The sequence below is a fragment of the Streptomyces sp. cg36 genome, from assembly GCF_041080675.1.
GTDB lineage: Bacteria > Actinomycetota > Actinomycetes > Streptomycetales > Streptomycetaceae > Streptomyces.
The window spans coordinates 1,938,871-1,964,489 of sequence record NZ_CP163520.1 but is presented as its reverse complement, the minus strand read 5'-3'; the positions used below and the strand labels follow the sequence as shown (position 1 = coordinate 1,964,489).

Genomic DNA, 25,619 nt, shown 5'->3' with positions numbered 1-25,619 from the left:
CGCCCATCAGAATCGTGTCAATACGGCAGGTCGGACGGCCCCCCGGTCCGATTTGCCGGATTCGATGGACGTAAGGTCGGCACCGCGTACGCAGCAGTCTTCTGAAAGACAATGGGGCCATGGCACGCGGCAAGCTTCGGATATACCTCGGCTCGGCACCGGGCGTCGGCAAGACCTACGCCATGCTCTCCGAGGGCCACCGGCGCGTCGAGCGGGGCACCGACTGCGTGGTGGCGTTCGTGGAGCACCACGGACGCCCGCGCACCGAGGTCATGCTGCACGGCCTGGAGCAGGTGCAGCGCCGGGAGATCGAGTACCGGGGCTCGGCCTTCACCGAGATGGACGTCGACGCGGTCCTGGAGCGGCGCCCCGCCGTCGCCCTGGTGGACGAACTCGCCCACACCAATGTGCCCGGCTCGCGCAACACCAAGCGCTGGCAGGACGTCGAGGAGCTCCTCCAGGCGGGCATCGACGTCGTCTCCACCGTCAACATCCAGCACCTGGAGTCCCTCGGCGACGTCGTCGAGTCGATAACCGGCGTGCGCCAGCGCGAGACGGTCCCCGACGAGGTGGTCCGCCGGGCCGGGCAGATCGAACTCGTCGACATGTCGCCGCAGGCGCTGCGCCGCCGGATGGCGCACGGCAACATCTACAAGTCCGACAAGGTCGACGCGGCCCTGTCCAACTACTTCCGCCCCGGCAATCTGACCGCCCTGCGCGAGCTCGCCCTGCTGTGGGTGGCCGACCGGGTCGACGAGTACCTCCAGCAGTACCGGGGCGAGCACAACATCCGCTCCACCTGGCAGGCCCGGGAGCGGATCGTCGTCGGCCTGACCGGCGGACCCGAGGGCCGCACCCTGATCCGGCGCGCGGCCCGGATGGCCGCCAAGGGCTCCGGCAGCGAGATCCTCGCGGTGTACGTGGCCCGCAGCGACGGGCTCACCTCCGCCTCGCCCAAGGAACTGGCGGTCCAGCGCACCCTGGTCGAAGACCTCGGCGGCACCTTCCACCACGTCATAGGCGACGACGTGCCCGCCTCCCTGCTGGAGTTCGCGCGCGGCGTCAACGCCACCCAGATCGTCCTCGGCTCCAGCCGCCGCAAGACCTGGCAGTACGTCTTCGGGCCGGGCGTCGGCGCCACCGTGGCCCGCGAGTCCGGGCCCGACCTCGACGTCCACATCGTCACCCACGAGGAGGTCGCCAAGGGGCGCGGCCTGCCGGTGGCGCGCGGTGCCCGGCTGGGCCGGGTCCGCAGCATCTGGGGCTGGCTCTCCGGCGTCGCCGGGCCCGCGCTCCTCGCCGTGCTGCTGACCAACGTGGACGCGGACCTCGGGCTCGCCAACGACATGCTGCTCTTCCTGACGCTCACCGTCGCCGCGGCCCTGCTCGGCGGACTGCTCCCGGCGCTCGCCTCGGCCGCCTTCGGCTCGTTCCTGCTGAACTACTACTTCACCCCGCCGGTCCACCAGATCACCATCGCGGACCCCAAGAACATCCTGGCCATCGCGATCTTCTTCCTGGTGGCGGTCTCGGTCGCCTCCGTCGTCGACCTCGCGGCCCGGCGCACCCACCAGGCGGCCCGGCTGCGCGCCGAGTCGGAGATCCTCTCCTTCCTGGCCGGCAGCGTGCTGCGCGGCGAGACCACCCTGGACGCCCTCCTGGAGCGGGTCCGCGAGACCTTCGCGATGGAGTCGGTGGCGCTGCTGGAGCGGGCCGGCGACGTCGAGCCGTGGACCTGCGCGGGCAGCGCGGGCCCGCACCCCGTCGTGCGCCCCGAGGACGCCGACGTCGACATGCCCGTCGGCGACCACATGGCGCTCGCCCTGAGCGGACGGGTGCTGCCCGCCGAGGACCGCCGGGTGCTCGGCGCCTTCGCCGCCCAGGCCGCCGTCGTCCTGGACCGCCAGCGCCTCGTCGACGAGGCCGAGGAGTCCCGCAAGCTCGCCGAGGGCAACCGCATCCGCACCGCACTGCTCGCCGCCGTCAGCCACGACCTGCGCACCCCGCTCGCCTCCATCAAGGCCGCCGTCACCTCGCTCCGCTCCGACGACGTCGAATGGTCCGAGGACGACGAGGCCGAACTGCTGGCCGGGATCGAGGTCGGCGCGGACCGGCTCGACCACCTCGTCGGCAACCTGCTCGACATGTCCCGCCTGAACACCGGCACGGTCGTCCCGATCATCCGCGAGATCGACCTCGACGAGGTCGTGCCCATGGCGCTCGGCGGCGTGCCCGAGGACAGCGTCGAACTGGACATCCCCGAGACGCTGCCGATGGTCGCCGTCGACTCCGGACTCCTGGAGCGGGCCGTCGCCAACATCGTCGAGAACGCCGTGAAGTACAGCCCCGTCGGCGACCACGTCCTGGTGGCCGCTAGCGCGCTGGGGGAGCGGGTGGAGGTCCGGGTGGCCGACCGGGGCCCCGGCGTCCCCGACGAGAGCAAGGAACGGATCTTCGAGCCCTTCCAGCGGTACGGTGACGCTCCGCGCGGCGCCGGAGTCGGCCTCGGCCTCGCCGTCGCCCGCGGCTTCGTCGAGTCGATGGGCGGCACCCTGACCGCCGAGGACACCCCGGGCGGCGGCATGACCATGGTGCTCACGCTCCGGGCGGTGCCCGGCCCCGCCCCGGTCGTCGCCGACCTCTCCGCCCAGGTCACCTCGTGAGCCCCGGCCCCCGGGGACTGGACCCCCGGCCGGAACCCTCCCCGACAGAAAGCAGGACCCGCATGACCCGGGTGCTCGTGGTGGACGACGAGCCGCAGATCGTCCGCGCGCTCGTGATCAACCTCAAGGCCAGGAAGTACGAGGTGGACGCGGCCCCCGACGGCGCGACCGCCCTCCAGCTCGCCGCCGCCCGCCACCCCGACGTGGTCGTCCTGGACCTCGGCCTGCCCGACATGGACGGCGTCGAAGTGATCAAGGGCCTGCGCGGCTGGACCCGGGTGCCGATCCTGGTCCTCTCCGCCCGGCACACCTCCGACGAGAAGGTCGAGGCGCTGGACGCGGGCGCCGACGACTACGTCACCAAGCCGTTCGGCATGGACGAGCTGCTGGCCCGGCTGCGGGCGGCCGTGCGCCGCGCCGAGCCGGTCGGCGGCGAGGGCGACGACGTGGTGAGCGTGGAGACCGAGGGGTTCACCGTCGACCTGGCCGCCAAGAAGGTCAACCGGGACGGCCGCGACGTACGCCTCACGCCCACCGAATGGCACCTGCTGGAGGTCCTGGTCCGCAACACCGGCCGGCTGGTCAGCCAGAAGCAGCTCCTCCAGGAGGTCTGGGGCCCCTCCTACGGCACCGAGACCAACTACCTGCGGGTCTACATGGCCCAGCTGCGCCGCAAACTGGAGCTGGACCCCTCGCATCCGCGCCACTTCATCACCGAGCCCGGCATGGGGTACCGCTTCGAGCGCTGAGCGCCGCCGCGGGGCCCCGCGGGCCGGGTGACCTCGGCCACCTCCGCTGTCGGCGGGGGCCGGTACGCTTTCTGTATGAGTGCTGACCTTCGTACCGAGAAGCCCGCGGGGCGCTTCCGCCGGATGCTCGACCGGCTGTCCACCTCGCAGGAGGAGCTGCACTCCGCGGAACTGCAGGAGGACACGCAGGCCACGGGGTGCACACGCATCTCGGACTGCGACGACCGCCAGATAGTCAAGGTGACTGGTACCTTGCGGACGGTCACCCTGCGCCCGAGGGCGGGCGTCCCGGCGCTGGAGGCCGAGCTCTTCGACGGGACCGCCCCACTGGACGTGGTGTGGCTTGGACGGCGCTCGATCGTGGGCATAGAGCCGGGCCGCAAGCTGATCGCCTCGGGCCGGATCTCGATGAGCCACGGCCGACGGGTGCTGTTCAACCCCAAATACGAACTCCGACCGCTCGGACAGGAGTAGCCGGTGACGTCAGTCGACAAGCCGACCACCACGACCGGCGCGCACCGCGCGCACCCCGCCCCGGACGCCGACGCGAAGGCGGTCACCGAGGCCGCGCTCTTCGACGCGTTCGGCGGCGTCCGGGGCATGGTGGAGACGTGCCTCCCCGGGCTCCTCTTCGTCACGATCTTCACGGTCAACAAGGACCTGCACAGCTCGGCGATCGCCGCCGTCGCGGTCTCGCTGCTGCTCGTCGTGGTGCGGCTGATCCGCAAGGACACCGTCAAGCACGCCTTCAGCGGCGTCTTCGGCGTGGCCTTCGGCGTCGTCTTCGCGATGATGACCGGCAACGCGAAGGACTTCTATCTGCCGGGCATGCTCTACACCCTGGGCCTGGCGCTGGCGTACCTGCTGACGACGCTCTTCGGGGTCCCGCTGATCGGGCTGATGCTGGGCCCGGTCTTCAAGGAGAACCTGTCCTGGCGCACCCGCAACCCGGGGCGCAAGAAGGCGTACGCGAAGGCCAGTTGGGCCTGGGGCCTGATCCTGCTCGCCAAGTGCGCGATCCTCTTCCCGCTCTACTTCTGGGCCAACACCTCCCAGCTGGGCTGGGTGCTGATCGCCCTGAAGATCCCGCCGTTCCTGCTGGCGGTCTGGCTGACCTGGATCTTCCTGGCCAAGGCCCCGCCGCCCATCGACGTGTTCGCGGAGATGGAGGCGGAGGAGGAAGCCGCGAAGGCGGCGAAGGCCGCGGAAGCGGCCCCGTAGGGACACGGGGAACGGGGGCAGGGCCGCGAGTAGCGCCCCCCAGGGGCGCGGGGAACTGCGCGACCAGCCACGGCCGGGCCCGCAGCCGAGACACAGCGGAATGCGCAGTCGAGGTAAACGAGGTAAAAGCGAGACCCACAGCCGAGGTGCAGCGGAATTCGCAGCCGGGACAAAGCGAGCCCCGCAACCGGGACACAGCGAAGGGGCCGGGAGTACGCACCGTACTCCCGGCCCCTTCCGCCACCGTGAGGGAGCGTCAGCTCGCAGCGTCCTCCCGCCGCACCGACAGCAGATCCTCCAGCTGCTCCTCGCGCGCCTGCGCGGCCACGAACAGCAGCTCGTCACCGGCCTCCAGCGTCTCCTCCGACTGCGGAGTCAGCACCCGGGTGCCGCGGATGATGGTGACCAGCGAGGTGTCCTCGGGCCAGGCCACCTCCCCGACCTGGGTGCCCGCCAGCGCCGACTCCGGCGGCAGCGTCAGCTCCACCAGGTTGGCGTCGCCGTGGCTGAAGCGCAGCAGCCGCACCAGGTCGCCGACGCTCACCGCCTCCTCGACCAGCGCCGACATCAGACGCGGGGTGGAGACGGCCACGTCCACGCCCCACGACTCGTTGAACAGCCACTCGTTCTTCGGGTTGTTGACCCGGGCCACCACGCGCGGCACGCCGTACTCGGTCTTCGCCAGCAGCGAGACGACCAGGTTCACCTTGTCGTCGCCGGTGGCCGCGATGACCACGTTGCAGCGCTGCAGCGCCGCCTCGTCCAGCGAGGTGATCTCACAGGCGTCGGCCAGCAGCCACTCCGCCTGCGGCACCCGCTCCACCGAGATGGCCGTCGGTGCCTTGTCCACGAGGAGCACCTCGTGGCCGTTCTCCAGGAGCTCGCCCGCGATGGAACGACCCACCGCGCCGGCCCCGGCAATCGCCACGCGCATCAGTGACCGCCTTCCTCGGGACCCTGGGCGAAGGCCGCCTCGACCTTCTCGACCTCGTCCGTACGCATCATCACGTGCACGAGGTCGCCCTCCTGCAGCACCGTCTGGGAACTCGGCAGCACGGCCTCGCCCAGCCGGGTGAGGAACGCGACGCGGACCCCGGTCTCCTCCTGCAACTTGCTGATCTTGTGACCGATCCACGCCGTGGAGGTGTGCACCTCCGCCAGCTGGAGCGCCCCGCTCGGGTCGCTCCACAGCGGCTCCGCGCCGGACGGCAGCAGCCGCCGCAGCATCTGGTCGGCGGTCCAGCGGACCGTGGCGACCGTCGGAATGCCGAGCCGCTGGTAGACCTCGGCGCGGCGCGGGTCGTAGATACGGGCCGCGACGTTCTCGATCCCGAACATCTCGCGGGCCACCCGGGCCGCGATGATGTTGGAGTTGTCACCGCTGGAGACGGCCGCGAACGCGCCCGCCTCCTCGATCCCCGCTTCGCGCAGCGTGTCCTGGTCGAAGCCGACACCGGTGACCCGGCGCCCGCTGAACCCGGAACCGAGCCTGCGGAAGGCCGTGGGGTCCTGGTCGACGACGGCGACCGTGTGCCCCTGCTGCTCCAAGGTCTGCGCGAGAGCGGCTCCCACTCGCCCGCAGCCCATGATGACGATGTGCACGTCCCCTCACATACTTCCTTGTCGGCGTTGCCCGGTGACGAGCTTATGCGGCCAGCGGCGCGATGCACTCATCCACGTCCGTACTTCCGCGGGCGCAGCCGTCCGGCCTCCTCCCGGACGACGACCTGCCGCACACCCGTCGCGCAGGCTGAGACGCATGAATGAGACAGGGCGTTCACTCCGGCCCCACCAGGCCCCCGCCCCACTCCCGCCAAGCCCCCGCCCCACCGGCCGACGCACCGGCCGCCCCGCCGTCCGGCTCGCCCCCGCCGAGCGCCTCGCCCTGGTGACCGCGGCCGTGCTGTTCGCCTCCGGCCTCTTCCACCTCGGCGTGTTCGCGGTCGCGGGCGGCCCCTGGAACGGCCCGGTCTCCTGGCGCAAGCCCGCCACCTTCGGCCTCTCCTTCGGCCTCACCCTGGCGGCGCTGACGTGGGTCACCTCCTACGTACGGACCGGGGCGCGCACCAGGGCCGCACTGCTGGTCCTGCTGGCCGCCGACAGCGTGCTGGAAGTGGCCGGGATCACCCTCCAGGCGTGGCGGCGGGTGCCCTCGCACCTGGACATGGAGACGCCGTTCGACTCGGCCGTCTCCATGGCGCTCGCGGCGGGCGGCGCCCTGCTGGTGGTGATCCTGACCCGGTTCGCGGTGGCCGCCTTCCGCGCCGAGCCCTCGGGCCCCGCCGGGATGGCGCTCGCGGTCCGGGCCGGATTCGCGGTCCTGCTGGTGGCGCTCGCCGCCGGCGCCGCGATGATCGCCCGGGGCGTGGTGCTGACCCGCACCGGCCACCAGAGCGCGGCCTACGCCTCGACCGCGCCGCTGAAGCCGCTGCACGGGGTGGGCCTGCACGCGGTCCTGGCCCTGCCGGCGCTCGCGTGGCTGCTCGCCCGTACGCGACTGGACGCCGCCCGGCGCGTGCGGATCGTCGCCGCGGCGACCGGCTGCTACCTGCTCGCGGTGGTGGTCACGGCCGTGTGGGCGGCTCTGTCGTACTGATGGGGGGTGGCGGGTGGGCCGCGTCAATACGCAGCCCTTACGCTTCTCTGTTGTGTCCAAACTGACCGACGTGCCCAAACGGATCCTGATCGGCCGGGCGCTGCGCAGCGACAAGCTGGGAGAAACGCTCCTCCCCAAGCGCATCGCGCTCCCCGTCTTCGCGTCCGACCCGCTCTCGTCCGTTGCGTACGCGCCCGGAGAAGTCCTCCTGGTGCTCTCCGTGGCGGGTGTGTCGGCGTACCACTTCAGCCCCTGGATCGCCGTCGCGGTCGTGGTGCTGATGTTCACCGTGGTCGCCTCGTACCGGCAGAACGTGCACGCCTACCCCAGCGGCGGCGGTGACTACGAGGTCGCCACCACCAACCTGGGGCCCAAGGCCGGACTCACCGTCGCCTCCGCGCTCCTGGTCGACTACGTGCTGACCGTCGCCGTCTCGATCGCCTCCGGCATCGAGAACCTCGGCTCGGCCGTCCCGTTCGTGGTCGAACACAAGGTGCTGTGCGCGGTGGCCGTGATCGTGCTGCTCACCCTGATGAACCTGCGCGGCGTGAAGGAGTCCGGCAAGCTCTTCGCCATCCCCACGTACGTCTTCGTGGGCGGCGTCTTCATCATGATCGCCTGGGGCGCCTTCAAGGGCATGGTCCTCGACGACACGATGAAGGCCCCGACGGCCGACTACACGATCCACGCCGAGCACCAGGGCCTGGCCGGCTTCGCGCTGGTCTTCCTGCTGCTGCGCGCCTTCTCCTCGGGCTGCGCCGCGCTCACCGGCGTCGAGGCGATCAGCAACGGCGTCCCGGCCTTCCGCAAGCCCAAGTCCAAGAACGCGGCGACCACGCTGGCCCTGATGGGCGGCCTCGCGGTCACCATGTTCTGCGGCATCATCGCGCTGGCCATGGCCACCAAGGTGCGGATGGCCGAGAAGCCCGCCACCGACCTGCTGCACAACGGCGTCCCGGTCGGCTCCGACTACGTCCAGAACCCGGTGATCTCCCAGGTCGCCGAGGCCGTCTTCGGCAAGGGCAGCTTCCTCTTCGTCATCCTCGCCGCGGCCACCGCGCTGGTGCTGTTCCTGGCCGCGAACACCGCGTACAACGGCTTCCCGCTGCTCGGCTCGATCCTCGCCCAGGACCGCTACCTGCCGCGCCAGCTGCACACCCGCGGCGACCGCCTGGCGTTCTCCAACGGCATCGTGCTGCTGGCCGGGGCCGCGATCCTGCTCGTGGTGATATACGGCGCGGACTCGACCCGGCTGATCCAGCTCTACATCGTCGGCGTCTTCGTCTCCTTCACCCTGAGCCAGACCGGCATGGTCCGGCACTGGAACCGCCACCTGGCCACCGAGCAGGACCCGGCCAAGCGCCGCCACATGATCCGCTCGCGCGCGATCAACACCTTCGGCGCCTTCTTCACCGGGCTGGTCCTGGTCGTCGTCCTCGCCACCAAGTTCACCCACGGCGCCTGGGTCGCCCTGATGGGCATGGTGATCTTCTACGGAACGATGACCGCGATCCGCAAGCACTACGACAAGGTGGCCGACGAGATCGCCGCCGCCGAGGAGCGCCCGGACGAGTACCTGCGCCCCTCCCGGGTCCACTCGGTGGTCCTGGTCTCCAAGCTCCACAAGCCGACCCTGCGCGCCCTCGCCTACGCCAAGCTGCTGCACGCCAACCAGCTGGAGGCGATCAGCGTCAGCGTCGACGCGGCGGAGACCAAGGCGCTCAAGGACGAGTGGGAGCGGCGCGGCATCGACGTACCGCTGAAGATCATCGACTCGCCGTACCGCGAGATCACCCGCCCGGTCATCGAGTACGTCAAGGGCCTGCGCCGCGAGAGCCCGCGCGACGCGGTCAGCGTCTACATCCCCGAGTACGTGGTGGGCCACTGGTACGAGCACCTGCTGCACAACCAGAGCGCCCTGCGCCTCAAGGGCCGTCTGCTCTTCACGCCGGGCGTGATGGTGACGTCGGTCCCGTACCAGCTCCAGTCCTCCGAGGCGGCCAAGAAGCGGGCCCGCAGGCGGCAGGAGTGGAACGCACCGGGTTCGGTGCGCCGCGGCCCCGTCGCCCCCCAGCGGCCGAAGGAGCCCAGCGGGAAGGGGTGAGGGGCCCTGCGGGCGGCCGGGGGGGCTCGGTACGGGCGGCCGGTCCCGGCACTCGGTCCCCGCCATCCGGTTCCGGCACGCGGTTCCCGCGGCCGGGCGCGGCACTCGGTCCGCGCGTCCGGGGCCCGGCGCTCGGTGCGGGCGGCCGGTGCGGGTGCCCGGGGGACGTAGACTGGGGGGCTGCCGTCCGTACGAGGACGGCGGCCCCCCCTTTCCCTTGGCACCTGGCACCTGGAGTCCCCCGTCATGCAGAACGAGCCCGAGTCCTCGTCTTCCTCCCCGTCCTCGCTGGTCGGGCAGGAGTACGAGGTCGAGGTCGGCCCCGTCGCGCACGGCGGCCACTGCATCGCCCGCACGGAGCAGGGCCGGGTGCTGTTCGTCCGGCACACGCTGCCGGGCGAGAAGGTCGTCGCACGCGTGACGGAGGGCGACGAGGACTCCCGCTTCCTGCGCGCGGACGCGGTGCGGATCGTCACCGCCTCCAAGGACCGGGTCGAGGCGCCGTGCGCGTTCGCGGGCCCCGGCAAGTGCGGCGGCTGCGACTGGCAGCACGCCAAGCCCGGCGCGCAGCGCCGCCTCAAGGGCGAGGTCATCGCCGAGCAGCTCCAGCGGCTGGCCGGCCTGACCCCCGAGGAGGCGGGCTGGGACGGCACGGTCGTCCCCGCCGAGGGCGACAAGCTCCCCGCGGGCGAGGTCCCGGCGTGGCGCACGCGCGTGCAGTACGCGATCGACGAGGACGGCCGGGCGGGCCTGCGCAAGCACCGCTCGCACGACGTCCAGGTGATCGACCACTGCATGATCGCGGCGCCCGGCGTCAGCGAGCTCGGCGTCGAGAAGCGGGAGTGGCCGCAGATGGAGTCGGTCGAGGCGATCGCCGCGACCGGCTCGCACGACCGCCAGGTGGTCCTGACCCCGCGCCCCGGCGGCCGGCTGCCCCTGGTGGAGCTCGACAAGCCGGTCTCGGTGCTGCGCGTGGAGGAGAAGGACGGCGGCGTCCACCGCGTCCACGGCCGCGCGTTCGTCCGCGAGCGGGCGGGCCGGGACGCCGACGAGCGCACGTACCGCGTCGGCATGGGCGGCTTCTGGCAGGTCCACCCGCAGGCCGCGAACACCCTGATCAACGCCGTGATGCAGGGCCTGATGCCGCGCAAGGGCGAGATGGCGCTGGACCTGTACTGCGGGGTCGGCCTGTTCGCGGGTGCGCTCGCGGAGCGGCTGGGCGAGCAGGGCGCGGTGCTGGGCATCGAGTCGTCCAAGCGCGCGGTGGAGGACGCCCGCCACAACCTGGCGGACCTGCCCCGCGTCCGCGTCGAACAGGGCAAGGTCGAGCAGGTCCTGCCCCGCACGAAGATCACCGAGGCGGACCTGATCGTCCTGGACCCGCCGCGCGCGGGCGCGGGCAAGCAGACGGTGAAGTACCTGACGGGCCTCGGCGCCCGCCGCATCGCCTACGTGGCCTGCGACCCGGCGGCCCTGGCTCGAGACCTGGCCTACTTCGCCACCGGCGGCTACCGGGTACGGACACTGCGGGCGTTCGATCTGTTCCCGATGACGCACCATGTGGAGTGCGTGGCGATTTTGGAGCCTGCGGAGAAGGGGCGCTGAGCCGGCGTTTCTTCACGCACGCGGTATCGGTTTTTACGGGCGATGCCGCGTGCCGCGCGAGCGACGCGCGTGACGCACGTCTGACGCGCACCCGCCTCAAGATCTGACAGCGCGTCAGGCCAGGGAGCCGGAAAAGCCGCCCAGTGTCCAACGCCGACCCCGCTGGGTCGGCCCGGACGCCGGGCGGCTTCATGGCGTCGGGCAACCCGTGGGCGCCCGACGCCTCGGCTGCGGCGCCCGGCCCGGGGCTGGTCGCTCCCCGGGCCGGGCGCCGCACGCCCCGGATCAGACCAGGTCGAACCGGTCCAGCTCCATCACCTTCACCCACGCCGCCACGAAGTCCGTCACGAACTTGTCCTTCGCGTCGTCGCTCGCGTACACCTCCGCCAGGGCGCGCAGCTCGGAGTTCGAGCCGAAGACCAGGTCCGCGCGCGTGCCGGTCCACTTGAGGTCGCCCTTGGCGTCGCGGCCCTCGAACGTGGTCGCGTCCGAGGACGTCGCCTTCCACTTGGTGTCCAGGTCGAGCAGGTTGACGAAGAAGTCGTTCGTCAGCGTGCCCGGGTTGGCGGTGAGGACGCCGTGCTGCGAGCCCTGGTGGTTGGCGCCCAGGACGCGCAGGCCGCCGACGAGGACGGTCAGCTCGGGGGCGCTCAGGTTCAGCAGGTTCGCCTTGTCGATCAGCAGGTACTCGGCCGGGAGGCGGTTGCCCTTGCCGAGGTAGTTGCGGAAGCCGTCGGCCGTCGGCTCAAGGGCCGCGAACGACTCCACGTCCGTCTTCTCCTGCGTGGCGTCCACCCGGCCCGGCGTGAACGGGACCTCGACGGCCCGGCCCGCGTCCTTCGCGGCCTTCTCGATCGCCGCGCCGCCCGCGAGGACGACCAGGTCGGCCAGCGAGACGCGCTTGCCGCCGCTCTGCGCCCCGTTGAAGGACTGCTGTACGCCTTCGAGGGCGCGCAGCGCCGCCGCGAGCTCGTCGGGCTCGTTGACCTCCCACCCGATCTGCGGCTGCAGGCGCACCCGGCCGCCGTTGGCGCCGCCGCGCTTGTCGCTGCCCCGGAACGAGGAGGCCGCGGCCCACGCGGTGGCGACCAGCCGCGACACCGGCAGCCCCGTGGCGAGGATCTGCTCCTTGAGGGAGGCGATGTCCGCCGCGTCGACCAGCTCGTGCGTACGGGCCGGCAGCGGGTCCTGCCACAGCAGCTCCTCGGCCGGGACCTCCGGGCCGAGGTAGCGCGAGACCGGGCCCATGTCACGGTGCGTCAGCTTGAACCACGCGCGCGCGAAGACGTCCGCGAACTCGGCCGGGTTGTCCTTGAAGCGGCGCGAGATCTGCTCGTACGCGGGGTCGAAGCGCAGCGACAGGTCGGTCGTCAGCATCGTCGGGGCGTGGGTCTTCGACGTGTCGTGGGCGTCCGGCACGGTGCCCGCGCCCGCGCCGTTCTTCGGCCGCCACTGGTGGGCGCCGGCCGGGCTCTTGAACAGCTCCCACTCGTAACCGAAGAGGATCTCGAAGAAGCTGTTGTCCCAGGTGATCGGGGTGTTCGTCCAGATGCCCTCAAGGCCGCTGGTGATCGCGTCGGCGCCGACGCCGGTGCCGTGGCTGCTCTCCCAGCCGAGGCCCTGCTGCTCCAGCGGGGACGCCTCGGGGTCGGGGCCGACGGCGTCCGCCGGGCCCGCGCCGTGGGTCTTGCCGAAGGTGTGGCCGCCCGCGATCAGCGCGACCGTCTCCTCGTCGTTCATCGCCATCCGGCGGAACGTCTCGCGGATGTCGCGGGCCGCCGCGATCGGGTCCGGGTTGCCGTTGGGGCCCTCGGGGTTGACGTAGATGAGGCCCATCTGGACGGCGCCGAGCGGGTTCTCCAGCTCACGGTCGCCGGTGTAGCGCTCGTCGCCGAGCCACTGGGTCTCGGGGCCCCAGTACACGTCCTCGTCCGGCTCCCAGACGTCCGCGCGTCCGCCGCCGAAGCCGAACGTCTCGAAGCCCATCGACTCCAGCGCGACATTGCCGGTGAGGACCATCAGGTCGGCCCACGAGAGGCTCTTGCCGTACTTCTTCTTCACCGGCCACAGCAGACGGCGGGCCTTGTCCAGGCTCGCGTTGTCCGGCCAGCTGTTGAGCGGGGCGAAGCGCTGCTGCCCGGCCCCGGCGCCGCCTCGGCCGTCGCTGATCCGGTACGTACCCGCGCTGTGCCAGGCCATCCGGATCATCAGCGGGCCGTAGTGGCCGAAGTCTGCGGGCCACCAGTCCTGCGAGGTCTTCAGGACCTGCTCGATGTCCCGCTTCACCGTCGGCAGGTCGAGGCTCTTGAACGCCTCGGCGTAGTCGAACTCCTCGCCGAGCGGGTTCGCCACGGCCGGGTTCTTCGCGAGGATCTTCAGATTGAGCCGCTCGGGCCACCACTGGCGGTTCCCGCCGCCCTGAGTCGGGTGCGGTGCGCGCCCGTGCGCGACCGGGCAGCCGCCGGCTTCCTCCGGCTCGGGGTCGGTGACGATCGCGTCATGGTTCTCAGACATGGCAATCCTTCTTGGCTCGGTGGATCACTTTGCTCAGGAACTGCGGACTGTGAGACGGGTGGGGCGGGTGGGATCGGATGGGATCGGAGCGGAACGGGGGAGTCCCGGTGGGGCGGTCAACTGTGAGCGGTGAGTGCGGTGAGTGGTGAGAGGTGGGGCGAGGGGACGGTGGTGCGGCGGGGCCGGTCGAGCGGGCGCACTGGAGGGGCCAGAGGAACCAGAGAGACCGGAGGAACCGGTGGTACGGGACAGGGGACGGGCGGGACACGACGGGCTCGGGTCGGCGCATGCCGCCTCCGCGACCGGCCTCGGCCGTGGCGCGGCACGACCGGCGGCCCGGCGCGCCGGCTGTACGGGCACTGCCGCCGCCCCGCGCGGCGGGCAAGTGAAAGGCCGCACACGCGATTTGTGAGCGTGAAGGGAGAATACGGTCAACGCGATCACGTATCCCGGAGGCGTCGCCGCGACGCCGCAGCTGTCGCGGCCCTGTGCTGGAGTGTCTTCTGGTCCCTATTCTATCGATGGAACGATCCTATGGTGGACAGAGTCCAAGTCAAGAAGTACGTCAAACCGAGGGCTCATCGAAGCGCGGGCGGCACCCCGGCACACTTCGTGCGTCCCACCGGACGGGCCCGTCGACGTGCGCGTCCGTGCATCGCGTCGGCAGCCGGTCCGTCGGTGCGTGGTCCGACGGCCCGTACCGCACCGGCCTGTATCCCATCGACCTTGAGCAGGTGAACCGGTATGAGTGACCTGATCGAGCGGCTGCGAGGGCGCGGCTGGCGCATGACCTCCCAGCGGCGTGTCGTCGCGGAGGTCCTGAACGGCGACCACGTGCACCTCACCGCCGACGAGGTGCACGCCCGCGCCGTCGAGCGGCTGCCCGAGATCTCCCGGGCGACGGTGTACAACACGCTCGGCGAGCTGGTCTCCCTCGGCGAGGTCACCGAGGTCACCACGGGCCGCGCCAAGCGCTACGACCCCAATGCGCATCATCCTCATCAGCACCTCCTGTGCAACGCGTGCGGCACCATCCGCGATGTCCACCCCACCGGCGACCCCCTGTCCGACCTCCCGGCGGCGGAGCGGTTTGGCTTCACCGTGTCGGCGGCCGAGGTGACGTACCGGGGGGTCTGCCCGGAGTGCGCCTAGCCCTGGGCGCCGGGGCGATCTTCCTGGGGTGTGCCCGGTCCCGGGAGCGGGGGATCTACGCGGGGTGTGCTGTGCCTCGCCTCCGGGGGCCGGGGTGGGCAGGGCCCCGGCGTGCCTACGGGAACCGAAGCTCCGGGACTCCCACCACCTCCCCGAAGAAGCGCTCCACCTGCGCCGCGCCGACCTCCGTCAGTGCCCCCGGCGACCATCGGGGCGCGCGGTCCTTGTCGACGACCTGCGCCCGTATGCCTTCCACCAGATCCGGGCTGGTCAGGGACGCGCAGGACACGCGGTACTCCTGTTCCAGGACCCGCTCCAGCGAGTCGAGCCGCCGGGCGCGCCGCATCGACTCCAGGGTGACCTTGAGGGCGGTGGGGGACTTGGCCAGAATCGTCTCGGCCGTCTCCTTCGCCTCCTGGATGCCGGACGCGAGCAGGCGGTCGACTATTTCCTCGACCGTGTCCGCCGCGTAACAGGAGTCGATCCACTCGCGCTGGGCGGCGAGCTCGCCGGGCGGGACGGGCCGGGCGTGGCGGGCGAGAGCCTCATGTACGGGGAGGTCGGCCAGCTCGGACAGCAGGTGGGGCAGGGAGGCCGACGGTACGTAGTGGTCCGCCAGGCCGCACAGCACGGCGTCCGCCGCGCCCACGGCCGCGCCCGTGAGCGCCAGGTGCGTGCCGAGCTCGCCCGGCGCGCGCCCCAGCAGATACGTCCCGCCCACGTCCGGCACGAAGCCGATGCCCGTCTCCGGCATGGCCACACGCGAGCGCTCGGTCACGATCCGCACCCCGCCGTGGGCCGACACCCCGACCCCGCCGCCCATGACGATGCCGTCCATGACCGCCACGTACGGCTTGGGGAAGCGGGCGATACGGGCGTTGAGCCGGTACTCGTCGCGCCAGAACGCGGCCGACGCCGTACCCCCGGAGCGGGCGTCCGCGTGGATGGCGCGGATGTCGCCGCCCGCGCACAGCCCGCGCTCTCCCGCGCCGGTCAGGACCACCGCCTCCACCGACGGATCGTCCTCCCACGCGGTCAGCGCCGCGTCGATACGGCGCACCATGGCATGGGTCAGCGCGTTGAGGGCCCGGGGCCGGTTGAGGGTCAGATACGCGGCGCGGCCCCGGGTGGCGGTCAGCACCTGCTCGTCGTCCCCCGGGGGAACGGCGGCTTCGGAAGTCTCAGAAGTCTCATGGGTCCTGGTCATCGCTCCTCGAACATATAGTTGGACGTCCTACTAAGTCCATGGGTCATGATCCACGCGCTGCCCCGTACGGCCGGGTGGGTGCGAGTGCGCGGAACACCGGCCCTAGAGTGCTGTCGTGCCGACGTACAGCATTGGGCAGGCGGCGAGCCTGCTCGGCGTGAGTTCCGAGACGGTCCGCCGCTGGGCGGACGCCGGACGCCTGCGCATGGAACGGGACGGCACGGGCAACCGGGTCATCGACGGCGTCGGGCTCGCCGCCTTCGCGCAGGAACGCGCCGTAGGGCTCCACGAGGTGCCCGGCCCGGCGATCACCTCGGTACGCAACTCCTTCCTGGGCATCGTGACGGCGGTGACGGTCGACGACGTGGCCGCGCAGGTGGAGGTCCAGTGCGGACCCCACCGGGTCGTCTCGCTGGTCACCCGCGAGTCGGTGGAGGAACTCGGCATCGAGGTCGGGGTCACCGTCACCGCCCGGGTCAAGTCGACCAACGTCCATGTCGACCTGACCTGACCTGACCTGGCTCGCCCTGAGACGCGCCGGAGTTCCCGAAGCCGTCCACGCGTCACCGCCGCGCGCCGCCCCGCCCGGCCCCCCCCTCAGCGGTCAGTACACATCCCGTACGTACCGCTTCTCCGACGTCAGCTGCTTGAGGAACGCGGCAGCCGCCTCGTCGTCCAGCCCGCCGTGCGCCACCGCGACCTCCCGCAGCGCCCGGTCGACGTCCTTGGCCATCCGGGACGCGTCCCCGCACACGTAGAAGTGCGCCCCGTCCCGCAGCCACGACCAGAGCAGCGGGCCGTGCTCGCGCATGCGGTCCTGCACGTACACCTTGGTGCGCTGGTCGCGGGAGAACGCCGTGTCCAGCCGTGTCAGCGTGCCCTCGGCGGACAGCTTCGTCAGCTCGTCCTCGTAGTAGAAATCGGTGGACCGGTGCTGCTCGCCGAAGAACAGCCAGTTCGGCGCGTGGTGGCCCAACGCCCGCCGCTCGTAAAGGAACCCGAGGAACGGCGCGACCCCGGTCCCGGGCCCCACCATCACCATCGGCGTCCCCGGGTCGGCCGGCGGGCGGAAGTGCCGCGTGCGCTGTACGTACACCGGCATCGGGGCATCCGGCAGCGCGTCCGCGAGCAGCGCCGAGCACACTCCCGCACGCGCACGCCCGAGCCTGTTCTCGTACCGCACGACCGAGACCGTCAGGGACACCTCGTACGGGTCGGTGAGCGGGCTCGACGATATCGAGTACTGCCGGGGCCGCAGGCGTCCGAGAACGCCCGCCCACTCCTGGGCGCTGGTGCGCACCGCGTGCTCGGCCACCACGTCCACGGCCTGCCGTCCCCATGACCACTGGGCCAGCTGCCACTTGTTGTCGGGCCTCAGCAGCTGCTTGAGGTCGCGGCCGTGGGTGCGCTCGGCCACGAACTTCAGCAGTCCGGTGCCCAACCGGGTGATGTCCAGGTGCTCGCGGAGGGCCCTGGCGAAGGTGACCTCGCCGATCCCGCTCAACTCGATGGGCGCGTCCGGGTCCAGACCGGTTACCGCGAGCCATTCGGCTACCAGGTCAGGGGAGTTGACGGGGTGCACGCCCAGGGCGTCCCCGGCCGAGTAGAGCAGCGGTGTCTCGCTCGCGCGGGTGTCAAAAGTGAAGCGGCGTACCTCCTTGCTGGATCCGGGCAGACTGAGCAGGGAGTTTCCGGTGAGCCTGGCCGTGATGGCGGCGGACCGGGAACTGGGCAGCGGGGCGGAGGGCGTGGCCGGGCCGAGGACGGGGCTCCGGCCGGGGACTGAGCGCCCGGCGGGGTCGAGACGCCCGGTGGGGACCGCGGGCGCCCGGCCGACTCCTGTTCCGTGTGAGCCGACTGCTGTACCGGTTGAACGGCCGTCGCCCGCCCCGGGTTCCCGCCCGGCGGGGGAATTTCCGGAGGTTTTCGCGGAGGGGTGTTCGGGCCCGGTCGCGGCCGGGATGCCCAAGCCGCCAGCGCCGGTCGGGATGCGCAAGCCGCCCGCGTCGGCCGGGGTGCCCGAGGTGCTCCCGTCACCTGTCACGTGAGTCGCATGTGCCACATGGGTTGCACCGGGCTCGTACACCCCACCAGGGCCACTGGCCCCTGCGGCCCCACCCGCCGCACCGCGATCGTCGTCCGGGCCGTCGAGTTCGTCCAGCGTCGCCAGCACCTCGTCGAGCCACCCCCGGGCCCGCTCTTCGAAGTCCGGCTCGCAGTCGACGCGCGGGAGCAGCCGCGTCGCGCCCAGTTCGCCCATCCGTCGGTCCAGGCGTCTGCCGTGCCCGCAGAACTCGTCGTACGAGGAGTCCCCGAAGGCCAGCACGGCGTAGCGGCGCCCGTCCAGACGGGCCGCGTTGGTGTCGGAGAGCGCGTCCCAGAACGCGGCGCCGTTGTCCGGTGCGTCACCGTCGCCGGTGGAGCTGGTGATCATCAGCAGTTCGGATTCGGTGGGCAGCGCGCTCGGGCTCGTGTCGTCCATCGCGATGAGGCGGGCGCGGTGTCCGGCGGCGACGAGCTGTTCGGCGGCGGCTGCCGCGACCTGCTCGGCGTTGCCGGTCTGCGAGGCCCACAGCACCAGCACGTCCCGGCCCCGGGGCGCGGCGGGCGGCGCGCTCGGCGCGGGCTCGGTCCGGTCGGCGGTGCGCGAGTACATTCCGGCGAGCACCCCGTTGACCCACAGCGCGTGTTCCTCGCTGAAGGGCGCCCCCGAGGGGAGTACGGGAACGCCGGGAGCGCCGGATTTCAGCCCCGCGAGGAAGCCCACGAGGTACTGGCGCTCGCGTTCGGCGAGGACCGGCGGGGGAGCGTCGAGCCCGAACACCGCTGCCGGGCCGCCCCCGTTGCCCACCTTGCCCGGCATCGTCGTGGACGCGTCCGCCGCGAGACCCTCGGCTCCGGGAACGTCGGCAAGAGTGTGTGCGGTGGCCGGAGCCGCAGCGGCGGCCACGGACTCCGAGACGGCGTCCGCCGACGGCGGGCCCGTCAGGACGGCTGCCGCCGGAGCCGCCACCTTGGCGAGCGCCACGGCGCACATCTTGAATTCGGGCTGGAGCGATATCGGGTCGACCGCGTCGCTGGTCACCGCGTTGACGCTCAGGTACTCGCCGAACAGGTCGCTCCAGTGGAACGGCGCGAAACAGCAGCCGGGCCGTACCCGGTCGGTCACCACGGCGGGCAGGACGGCCCGGCCGCGCCGGGAGGCGACCTCCACCGAGTCGCCCTCGGAGATCCCCAGCGCCTCCGCGTCCAGCGGATGCACCTCGACGAACGGCGCCGGGTTGAGCTTGTTGAGCTTGGCCACCTTCGCCGTCTTGGTGAGCGTGTGCCACTGGTGCTGCAGCCGACCGGTGTTCAGCACGAACGGGAATTCGTCGTCGGGCATTTCGGCGGCCGGGACGTGCGGGCGCCCGTAGAAGACGGCGCGCCCGCTCGCTGTCGGGAACACCGGGCCGCCGCCTTCCTCGCTCACGTACCGCACCGGGTTGCGGTCCGGGCCCTCGGCGGTGGGGGCGGGCCACTGCACCGGGGTGGAGCGCAAGCGCTTGTAGCTCACCCCGCGCAGGTCGTAGCCGGTCTTCGGGTTCCAGGCGCGCTTGATCTCCTCGAAGACCTCCTCGGCGCTCGCGTAGGAGAACCCGTCCTGGTAGCCCATTTCGCACGCCACGCGCGCGATGATCTGCCAGTCGGGCAGGGCCTCGCCGGGCGGGTCGACGGCCTTCCTGGCGAGAGTGAGGTTGCGTTCGCTGTTGACGAGAACGCCCTCCGACTCCGTCCACAACGCGCCCGGCAGGACGACATCGGCGTAGGCGGTGGTCTCGTTCTCGGCGAACACGTCCTGGGCGACGACGAATTCGGCCGCCTCCAGGCCCTCGATCACGGTGCGGCGGTTGGCGACCGAGGCGACCGGGTTGGTGCAGATGATCCAGCACGCCTTGACGCGCCCGTCGGCCATCTGCCGGAACAGTTCGACCGTGCCGAGCCCGGCCCCGTCGGTGCGCAGGGTGCCGGGCGTCAGGCTCCACAGCTCCTCGGCGAACACCCGGTCCTCGTCCACCAGGACCGAGCGCTGGCCCGGGAGCCCGGGGCCCATGTAGCCCATTTCACGGCCGCCCATGGCGTTGGGCTGGCCGGTCAGGGAGAACGGGCCGCTGCCGGGGCGGCATATCGCACCGGTCGCCAGATGCAGGTTGACCAGCGCATTGGTGTTCCAAGTGCCGTGCGTGGACTGGTTGAGCCCCATCGTCCAGCAGCTCATCCACTCGCCGGCCTCACCGATCCAGCGGGCGGCCGTACGCAGGTCGTCCTCGGCTATCCCGGTGATCTCGGCTACGGCTGAGGGCGCGTAGTCCGCGAGGAACTCCGGCATCGCCTCCCAGCCCTCGGTGTGCTCGGCGATGAAGGCGGGGTCGGTGTGGCCGTTCTCGTGGAGGAGGTACAGCAGTCCGTTGAGCAGTGCGAGATCGGTGCCCGGCTCGATCTGGAGGAACAGTCCGGCCTTGGCGGCGGTCGCGGTGCGGCGCGGATCGACGACGATCAGCTTCGCCCCCGCCTTCACACGCTCCATCATCCTCAGGAAGAGGATGGGATGACAGTCGGCCATGTTGGAGCCGGTGACGAGGAAGACGTCCGCCTTCTCGAAGTCCTGGTACGAGCCGGGCGGCCCGTCGGCGCCGAGCGAGAGCTTGTAGCCGCTGCCCGCGCTGGCCATGCACAGCCGGGAGTTGGACTCGATCTGGTTGGTGCCGATGAACCCCTTGGCGAGTTTGTTCGCCAGATACTGGGCTTCGAGGGTCATCTGCCCGGACACGTAGAACGCGAACGCGTCCGGCCCGTGCTCGTCGATGATCGCCCGCAGTCGTCCGGCCGTCTCCTTGATCATCGCGTCGACGCCGGCGGGCACCGGCTCGGCGCCGCGCGCGGGCCGCACCAGTGCGGTGCCCAGCCGCCCGGGAGCGGCCAGCATGTCCGCCGTCGTCGCTCCCTTGGTGCACAGCCGACCGGAGTTGGCCGGATGTTCCTTGTCACCGGATGCCTTGGCGACGGTGCGTCGCCCGTCCGGCCCGACGGTGATGTCGAGGACCATCCCGCAGCCCACACCGCAGTACGAGCAGACCGTGCGCACCTGATCGGTGCCGGTCCGTGTGCCCTGTGCGGTCAACGGGTTTCCCCTCTCGTCTCGGCCGGATCCTCGGATGGTCCTGACCGTACGAAATGCCCGTTACTTCGATGTCACGTGCGGCGATCACGAGTCGTTACGTCGGCCACACTAACCGCGCCCCGTCGCTGTGAGCATGTGTGCGACTGCGGCAGACCTCCGATGTCGGACATCACGAGGCCCTTCCGGCTGCTGTGAGGTGGGTGGCGGCGCGCCGCACTAGGCGCGCGCGTGGCGACCGCGATTCTGGGGGTGGCGGACGTGGCCGGTCCGCCTTGCCCGGCAGGCCGGCGTGTTGCGGGAGCGGGCCCGGTGGGGAGCCGGGACTGGCCTGGGGGATCGTGCGCCTCTGTTGAGTGCCGCCGACCGCCCTGTCTGTCTACGGAGGGCGCTTTGAGGCATCGCGTCGTAGCGGCAGTGAGTACTCCGGGACTCGGTCCGAGGTCCCGCCACTGGGTCGAAACCGGGCGTCCACGGAGAGCCTCGTCGGGGGCCGACCGACGGGTCAGGGGCGAGTTGTCCACCGGGGGTTGACAACGCCGGTTGCTGCGGGAACGCGCGCGTGCCCGCAGCAACTCCAGCCCGTCAGCAGGCCCGCGTAGCCTCCGCTACACGTCCGCCATCTGCGGCATGTCGCCGTGCGTGCTGGACAGGTCGATCACCGAGAACGCCGCGCCCTGCGGGTCGCTCAGCGCGGCGAAACGACCGAACGGTGTGTCCATCGGCCCGAACCGCAGCACACCGCCGCGCTTGGTGGCCTTCTCCACCGCCGTGTCGCAATTGTCGACGGCGAAATACACATTGATGAACGGCGGCACCTCGGGCGGGAAGTCGTCCGTCATCTTCATCCGGCCCAGGACCATGTCGTCGCCCACGCTGAAGACCCGGAAGTCGGCCGCGTCGTCCTGCATCTGCTTCGCGCCGTACCCGAAGACGGCGGGCAGGAACGCGTCCACCTTCCCCGGGTCACGGGTGAAGACCTCCGCCCAGCAGAACGCGCCCGGCACGCCCCTGGCCTCGAACCCTTCGTGGGTGCCCGCCTGCCACACGCCGAAGACGGCGCCGCTGGGCTCCCGGGCGATCGCCATGGTGCCGAAGTCGCCGACCTTCATCGGCTCCATCAGGACCTCGCCGCCCTGGTCCTTGATCTTCTTCGCGGTGGCGGCGGCATCGGGCGACGCCAGATACAGGCACCACGCAGACTGCCCCTCCTGGCCCGGCATCGGCGGCACGACGGCCGCCACCGCCTTGCCGTTCGCATACGCCTGCGTGTAGCTGCCGAACTCCGACGCCGCCTCGCCGAAGGTCCAGCCCAGCACGTCTCCGTAGAAGCTCTTCGCTCCCTCGACGTCACTGAACATCGCATCGGCCCAGCACGGTGTGCCCTCTGGTTCCACGGCCATGGCTGTGCTCTCTCCTGTGTGACAGACGGTCCGTCCTGCCACGCTAGCCAGCCGTCCCGCACCCCGCGCGCCGAGCGTGCCGGCCGCCCCGGCTCCCGATCCCCCGAGCGCGGGCCTATTCGCGCGCCCGGCGGGCACGGAGGCAATCGGGTACGGATCCTGGCGGGGCACAAGACTCGGGCGTAGCGTGACCCGGCGCCGGGGCTCAGCGACCTACAGGGGGCGTGACCTGATGGAAAAGCCGGTCTGGCAGTTCACCGACGACCGAGGACAGATGGCGGCGACGGGCGGGACCCCCACCCGGGTGACCGCCTACATCCAGGCCGCCGCCACGCTCTGGGACCACGGAGTGGGCTGCGGAGCGCTCTTCGGCTCCTTCCACGACGGCCCGGTGCCCGACCGGGCCAAGGCCGGCGGGCTGCCCCTCGACCGGGTGCGCTACCTGGGCGCGGGCGCCGACCTGAACCTGGACGTACTGCTCCAGGGCACACCCGACCTCGTGGTGGCCGTCAGCTACGGCGGCGGACAGGTCTACGGACTCGATCCCGACACCGCCAAGCACCTGGAGGAGCACCTTCCCGTAGTGGTCCTCGACGTCGGCTCCTCGCGCGCCCTCGCCGACATCAGGGACCGTTTCGCCGACCTCGCCCGCTCCCTCGGCGGCGACCGCCGCCACGACGAGGCGGCCCGCCTCCTGGACGCGGGACAGCGCCGTCTGCGTACTGTGACGGCCGCTACGCGCGCGGGGAGCGAGGATTCGCCCGGGCCCGCGGTCCTCGCCCTGTCGCCCGCCGGGACCGACCGGGTCCATCTGGCCCGGCCGGACGCCTGGCCCGAACTGCGCGCACTCGTGGACCACGGCGTCGCCCTGGTGGAGCCGCCCGCCGGAGCCGGGGCGAACTGGGCCACCGTCACCTGGGAGCAGGCCGCCGCCCTGCCCGCCGACATCGTGCTCCGCGACGTACGCGTGAACGCGACGCCCGTCGAGGACCTGCGCGCCGACCCGTACTGGCGGGCCATCGAGGACCGCTCACAGGTCCTGCCGTGGAACCCGGAGGCCCCCTGCAGTGCCCGGGCCCACGCCCGGTTCTTCGCCGGTGTCGCCGACGCGATCGAGTCCCGGATCGTACGTTAGTACGGTCCGGTGCGGACAACTTCACAGCTCAGAGCCGTGTCGGAGTTGGGCTGAACGGGTGAGCGGCGTCATCATGGCCGGATGCAGATACAGCACATGGGCGAGGTGGTCCGGTGAGCAGGTACGACGTCACCGATGAACAGTGGGAGGGGCTCGCCCAGGTCGTTCCGCTGCGCAGTCGCAACGAGTGGCCGTCCCGGGTCGACCACCGCACCATCCCCAACGAGTACGCGGCAGTGGAACAGCGCCGCTTCGTGGTCCTGCGCGTCCAGGTCTTCGCGGACGCGCGCGAGGTCGCCGAATACATGATGTCGCAGACCCCGGTCCTGCTCGATCTCACGGCCGCCGACACCGAAGTCGCCAAGCGCATCCTCGACTTCAGCAGCGGAGTCGTCTTCGGCCTGGGCAGCGGTATGCACCGAGTCGACCGGAACGTCTTCCTCCTCGCCCCCGTGGGCACGGAGGTGGAGGGCATCGCGGAGGCCGTCGTCCCTCATTCGTAGGAAGGTGATCGCGGCGTAACGGTTCGTCACTTTTTGTCCTCGTACGGTCCGTTCCATGAACGGAACCTGCGACCGGCCCACCATCACCGAACTGCGGCTCTCCGCCTTCAAGTCGCACCGGCGCGCGGTCTTCCCGCTCGGCCCGCTCACCTTCCTCGCGGGACCGAGCGGCAGCGGCAAGACCAGCGTCCTGCAAGCCTACGAAGCACTCGCCCGGCTCGGCTCCGGCGCCTGCCTCGCCACGGTCTTCCCCGACCCGGCGGGGTGCGTGCCGGAGCGCGCCGGAGCCGACGCCCAGGGGAGGCGCGGATTCCGCATCGGCTGCACCGTCGACGGCCCCGCCGGACCCGTCCGGCTCGACCTCGCCATCCAGGCCGAGCCGGAACTCCGCATCGTCGGCGAACGTTTGACCAGTGAAGGCCAGACCCTGCTGTCCACCGCCCTGCGCGACCCCGGCCGCTCCACCGTGCAGGCCGCCTGGCACACCGCCGGCACCGTCCCCGTCACCCGCGCCCCCCTCCCCGACGACCGCCTCGGCACCGCCCTGCTGCCGCTGCGCGTCGCCGGAAAGACCGAAGGCCAGCTGCGCGTCCTCGCCGCCGCCGAACAGGTCGTCGTCGCCCTGCGGTCCGTGTACGCCTGCGACCCCCAGCCGCAGCGCATGCGCAAGCCGGTCCCTCCCGGCCCCGGCCGTCTGCGGCGCGGCTGCGACAACCTCGCCGAAGTCCTCTCCCGCACCGCCCGCGAATGCACCATTCGCCACGCCCGGCTCGTCACCGCGGCCCGCGCGGGCTGCGCAGGCCCCGTCACCGCCCTCGCCGCCGAAGAACTCACCGACGGCACGTTAAGAGCCGTCGTCGGCCGCGGCGACCACACCCCGACCCCCGTCTCCCGCCTCGGCGAAGGCGAACTGCGCTACCTCGCCCTCGCTCTCGTCCTGCTCACCGGCCCCGGAGTGCTCGCCGTCGACGCCGCCGCCGAAATCCCGACCGCCCTCCAGACCCTCGCCGTCCTCGCCGACGGCTTCGACCGCGGCCTCGACCGCGACCAGTCCCGCGCGCTCGTCACCCTCGCCGCCGAGATGTGCAAACGCGGCCACATCCGCCTCACGGGCTCCGTCACCGATGCCGCATGCGCCCGCGAGGCGGACGGGGTCACAGTGGTAGACCTGGAGTCGTGACCGAACCCGACGTAGCCGCACTCCAGCGCCGACTGGCCGACTTCGCGGCCGCACGCCACTGGCAGCCCTTCCACACCCCGAAGAACCTCGTCTCCGCCCTCAGCGTCGAGGCGTCCGAGCTTCTCGAAATCTTCCAGTGGCTGACCCCCGACCAGTCGGACCGCGTCATGGACGACCCCGACCGGGCCCACCGCGTCACCGACGAGATCGCCGATGTCCTCGCCTACCTCCTCCAGCTGTGCGAGGTCCTCGGCGTCGACCCGCTCGCCGCGCTCTCCGCCAAGATCGACCGCAATGAACTCCGCTTCCCCGTCCCCACGGTCCCGCCCTCTACCGCGCCCCCCACCGGCCCAACCCCTGTACACCACCCCGAAGAAAGTCCAAACCGTCACTCTTCGGAGTGAGCGAGTTATTCAAAACCCCCTGCTC

The 25,619-nt window shown here is 71.5% G+C and carries 19 protein-coding genes; 13 read left to right on the top strand and 6 right to left on the bottom strand.

Annotated elements, in window-relative coordinates:
- Nucleotides 1–119: 119 nt before the first annotated feature.
- The 4 genes from AB5J87_RS08665 to AB5J87_RS08650 all read left to right on the top strand — a co-directional run bounded on the left by AB5J87_RS08665 (nucleotide 120) and on the right by AB5J87_RS08650 (nucleotide 4,633).
- The gene (locus AB5J87_RS08665) at nucleotides 120–2,663 is read left to right on the top strand and encodes an ATP-binding protein (RefSeq protein ID WP_369375732.1); all 2,544 of its coding nucleotides are present in this window, start codon (nucleotides 120–122) and stop codon (nucleotides 2,661–2,663) included.
- Nucleotides 2,664–2,725: 62 nt separating this feature from the next.
- Nucleotides 2,726–3,412, top strand: a complete 687-nt coding sequence (locus AB5J87_RS08660) for a response regulator (RefSeq protein ID WP_369375730.1) — start codon at nucleotides 2,726–2,728, stop codon at nucleotides 3,410–3,412.
- A gap of 75 nt (nucleotides 3,413–3,487) precedes the next feature.
- Nucleotides 3,488–3,886, top strand: coding sequence for an OB-fold nucleic acid binding domain-containing protein (locus AB5J87_RS08655; RefSeq protein WP_079126363.1), 399 nt, complete (start codon nucleotides 3,488–3,490; stop codon nucleotides 3,884–3,886).
- Between the two features lie 3 nt (nucleotides 3,887–3,889).
- Nucleotides 3,890–4,633: a DUF3159 domain-containing protein gene (locus tag AB5J87_RS08650; protein ID WP_369375727.1), complete on the top strand. Its 744-nt coding sequence runs from the start codon at nucleotides 3,890–3,892 to the stop codon at nucleotides 4,631–4,633.
- Nucleotides 4,634–4,889: 256 nt separating this feature from the next.
- Here the strand turns inward: AB5J87_RS08650 and AB5J87_RS08645 are convergent, their stop codons facing one another.
- On the bottom strand, nucleotides 4,890–5,567 hold the full coding sequence (locus AB5J87_RS08645; RefSeq protein ID WP_369375725.1) for a TrkA family potassium uptake protein: 678 nt from the start codon (nucleotides 5,565–5,567) through the stop codon (nucleotides 4,890–4,892).
- Nucleotides 5,567–6,235, bottom strand: a complete 669-nt coding sequence (locus AB5J87_RS08640; protein WP_283141044.1) for a TrkA family potassium uptake protein — start codon at nucleotides 6,233–6,235, stop codon at nucleotides 5,567–5,569. The genes AB5J87_RS08645 and AB5J87_RS08640 overlap by 1 nt, the downstream gene beginning before the upstream one ends.
- A gap of 157 nt (nucleotides 6,236–6,392) precedes the next feature.
- Here AB5J87_RS08640 and AB5J87_RS08635 point away from each other — a divergent pair, with 157 nt between their 5' ends.
- The 3 genes from AB5J87_RS08635 (at nucleotide 6,393) to AB5J87_RS08625 (ending at nucleotide 10,938) form a co-directional block, all read left to right on the top strand.
- Nucleotides 6,393–7,229 carry a hypothetical protein gene (locus AB5J87_RS08635; RefSeq protein WP_369375722.1) on the top strand — a complete coding sequence of 279 codons (837 nt, stop codon included), beginning with the start codon at nucleotides 6,393–6,395 and terminating at the stop codon, nucleotides 7,227–7,229.
- A 52-nt stretch (nucleotides 7,230–7,281) separates the two neighbouring features.
- Nucleotides 7,282–9,333, top strand: a complete 2,052-nt coding sequence (locus AB5J87_RS08630) for an APC family permease (RefSeq protein WP_369375720.1) — start codon at nucleotides 7,282–7,284, stop codon at nucleotides 9,331–9,333.
- Nucleotides 9,334–9,579: 246 nt separating this feature from the next.
- Nucleotides 9,580–10,938: a class I SAM-dependent RNA methyltransferase gene (locus AB5J87_RS08625; protein WP_369375718.1), complete on the top strand. Its 1,359-nt coding sequence runs from the start codon at nucleotides 9,580–9,582 to the stop codon at nucleotides 10,936–10,938.
- A gap of 285 nt (nucleotides 10,939–11,223) precedes the next feature.
- On the opposite strand, the gene katG is transcribed toward AB5J87_RS08625, so the two are convergent.
- Nucleotides 11,224–13,452, bottom strand: a complete 2,229-nt coding sequence (gene katG, locus AB5J87_RS08620) for a catalase/peroxidase HPI (protein WP_369375716.1) — start codon at nucleotides 13,450–13,452, stop codon at nucleotides 11,224–11,226.
- Nucleotides 13,453–14,196: 744 nt separating this feature from the next.
- On the opposite strand from katG, the gene AB5J87_RS08615 reads away from it, so the two are divergent.
- Nucleotides 14,197–14,604, top strand: coding sequence for a Fur family transcriptional regulator (locus AB5J87_RS08615; RefSeq protein WP_369375714.1), 408 nt, complete (start codon nucleotides 14,197–14,199; stop codon nucleotides 14,602–14,604).
- Nucleotides 14,605–14,719: 115 nt separating this feature from the next.
- Here the strand turns inward: AB5J87_RS08615 and AB5J87_RS08610 are convergent, their stop codons facing one another.
- A complete protein-coding gene (locus AB5J87_RS08610) occupies nucleotides 14,720–15,811 on the bottom strand; it encodes an enoyl-CoA hydratase/isomerase family protein (RefSeq protein WP_369375712.1) in 1,092 nt (363 codons plus the stop codon).
- A 115-nt stretch (nucleotides 15,812–15,926) separates the two neighbouring features.
- Here AB5J87_RS08610 and AB5J87_RS08605 point away from each other — a divergent pair, with 115 nt between their 5' ends.
- A complete protein-coding gene (locus AB5J87_RS08605) occupies nucleotides 15,927–16,322 on the top strand; it encodes a molybdopterin-binding protein (RefSeq protein ID WP_369375710.1) in 396 nt (131 codons plus the stop codon).
- A gap of 93 nt (nucleotides 16,323–16,415) precedes the next feature.
- On the opposite strand, the gene AB5J87_RS08600 is transcribed toward AB5J87_RS08605, so the two are convergent.
- Together AB5J87_RS08600 and AB5J87_RS08595 are read right to left on the bottom strand one after the other, a co-directional pair.
- Entirely contained in the window at nucleotides 16,416–20,897 is a 4,482-nt protein-coding gene (locus tag AB5J87_RS08600) for a molybdopterin-dependent oxidoreductase (RefSeq protein ID WP_369383436.1), read from the bottom strand.
- Nucleotides 20,898–21,577: 680 nt separating this feature from the next.
- A complete protein-coding gene (locus tag AB5J87_RS08595; RefSeq protein WP_369375708.1) occupies nucleotides 21,578–22,372 on the bottom strand; it encodes a VOC family protein in 795 nt (264 codons plus the stop codon).
- Between the two features lie 229 nt (nucleotides 22,373–22,601).
- Here AB5J87_RS08595 and AB5J87_RS08590 point away from each other — a divergent pair, with 229 nt between their 5' ends.
- The 4 genes from AB5J87_RS08590 to AB5J87_RS08575 all read left to right on the top strand — a co-directional run bounded on the left by AB5J87_RS08590 (nucleotide 22,602) and on the right by AB5J87_RS08575 (nucleotide 25,594).
- Complete coding sequence (locus AB5J87_RS08590; RefSeq protein ID WP_369383435.1) at nucleotides 22,602–23,507, top strand: ABC transporter substrate-binding protein; 906 nt, start codon at nucleotides 22,602–22,604, stop codon at nucleotides 23,505–23,507.
- Nucleotides 23,508–23,620: 113 nt separating this feature from the next.
- Complete coding sequence (locus AB5J87_RS08585) at nucleotides 23,621–24,010, top strand: cell division protein SepF (protein ID WP_369375706.1); 390 nt, start codon at nucleotides 23,621–23,623, stop codon at nucleotides 24,008–24,010.
- 55 nt (nucleotides 24,011–24,065) lie between these two features.
- Nucleotides 24,066–25,190 (top strand): AAA family ATPase, encoded by a 1,125-nt coding sequence (locus tag AB5J87_RS08580; RefSeq protein WP_369375704.1) that lies wholly within the window; start codon nucleotides 24,066–24,068, stop codon nucleotides 25,188–25,190.
- A complete protein-coding gene (locus tag AB5J87_RS08575) occupies nucleotides 25,187–25,594 on the top strand; it encodes a nucleotide pyrophosphohydrolase (protein ID WP_369375702.1) in 408 nt (135 codons plus the stop codon). Before AB5J87_RS08580 ends, AB5J87_RS08575 begins: the two co-directional genes overlap by 4 nt.
- The last annotated feature ends 25 nt before the right edge of the window (nucleotides 25,595–25,619 follow it).

What these genes read in the sequence shown, in the direction of transcription:
- AB5J87_RS08645 (WP_369375725.1), bottom strand. Translation starts at nt 5,567, where the DNA reads ATGCGCGTGGCGATTGCCGGGGCCGGCGCGGTGGGTCGTTCCATCGCG.
- AB5J87_RS08610 (WP_369375712.1), bottom strand. Translation starts at nt 15,811, where the DNA reads ATGACCAGGACCCATGAGACTTCTGAGACTTCCGAAGCCGCCGTTCCC.
- AB5J87_RS08625 (WP_369375718.1), top strand. Translation starts at nt 9,580, where the DNA reads ATGCAGAACGAGCCCGAGTCCTCGTCTTCCTCCCCGTCCTCGCTGGTC.
- AB5J87_RS08615 (WP_369375714.1), top strand. Translation starts at nt 14,197, where the DNA reads ATGAGTGACCTGATCGAGCGGCTGCGAGGGCGCGGCTGGCGCATGACC.
- AB5J87_RS08600 (WP_369383436.1), bottom strand. Translation starts at nt 20,897, where the DNA reads ATGGTCCTCGACATCACCGTCGGGCCGGACGGGCGACGCACCGTCGCC.
- AB5J87_RS08595 (WP_369375708.1), bottom strand. Translation starts at nt 22,372, where the DNA reads ATGGCCGTGGAACCAGAGGGCACACCGTGCTGGGCCGATGCGATGTTC.
- AB5J87_RS08665 (WP_369375732.1), top strand. Translation starts at nt 120, where the DNA reads ATGGCACGCGGCAAGCTTCGGATATACCTCGGCTCGGCACCGGGCGTC.
- AB5J87_RS08580 (WP_369375704.1), top strand. Translation starts at nt 24,066, where the DNA reads ATGAACGGAACCTGCGACCGGCCCACCATCACCGAACTGCGGCTCTCC.
- AB5J87_RS08635 (WP_369375722.1), top strand. Translation starts at nt 6,393, where the DNA reads ATGAATGAGACAGGGCGTTCACTCCGGCCCCACCAGGCCCCCGCCCCA.
- AB5J87_RS08655 (WP_079126363.1), top strand. Translation starts at nt 3,488, where the DNA reads ATGAGTGCTGACCTTCGTACCGAGAAGCCCGCGGGGCGCTTCCGCCGG.
- AB5J87_RS08660 (WP_369375730.1), top strand. Translation starts at nt 2,726, where the DNA reads ATGACCCGGGTGCTCGTGGTGGACGACGAGCCGCAGATCGTCCGCGCG.
- katG (WP_369375716.1), bottom strand. Translation starts at nt 13,452, where the DNA reads ATGTCTGAGAACCATGACGCGATCGTCACCGACCCCGAGCCGGAGGAA.